The 267-nt window shown below is 65.2% G+C and carries 1 protein-coding gene; it reads left to right on the top strand.

The genetic code is table 11. The features are described from left to right. On the top strand, nt 1-267 hold a 267-nt coding region (locus G6018_RS16265; protein ID WP_241732198.1), incomplete at both ends, for a recombinase family protein.

Below are 267 nucleotides of genomic sequence, written 5' to 3'. Positions count from 1 at the left end.
CGCTCTCGTGCCGATCGGGTGAAGCTGGCCGAGTGCATCAGGTATCTGCGGGACGGTGACGAGCTGGTGGTCGCGTCGATGGACCGACTCGCCCGTTCCCTAGTCGATCTCAAGCAGATCGTTGGTGAGGTCACCGCGAAGGGCGCGAGCGTGGAGTTCGTCCACGAGCGGGCCACCTACGCCGCTGGTGCCCAGGATCCTCGAGCCGACCTCATGCTGTCGCTACTCGGGGCGTTTGCCGAGTTTGAGCGGGCCATCATCCGTGAG

This window comes from Dietzia sp. DQ11-44 (assembly GCF_014145205.1).
GTDB classification, from domain to species: Bacteria; Actinomycetota; Actinomycetes; order Mycobacteriales; family Mycobacteriaceae; genus Dietzia; species Dietzia natronolimnaea.
Note: the sequence above shows the minus strand (reverse complement) of the source record. Positions and strands in the feature narration are given on the sequence as shown.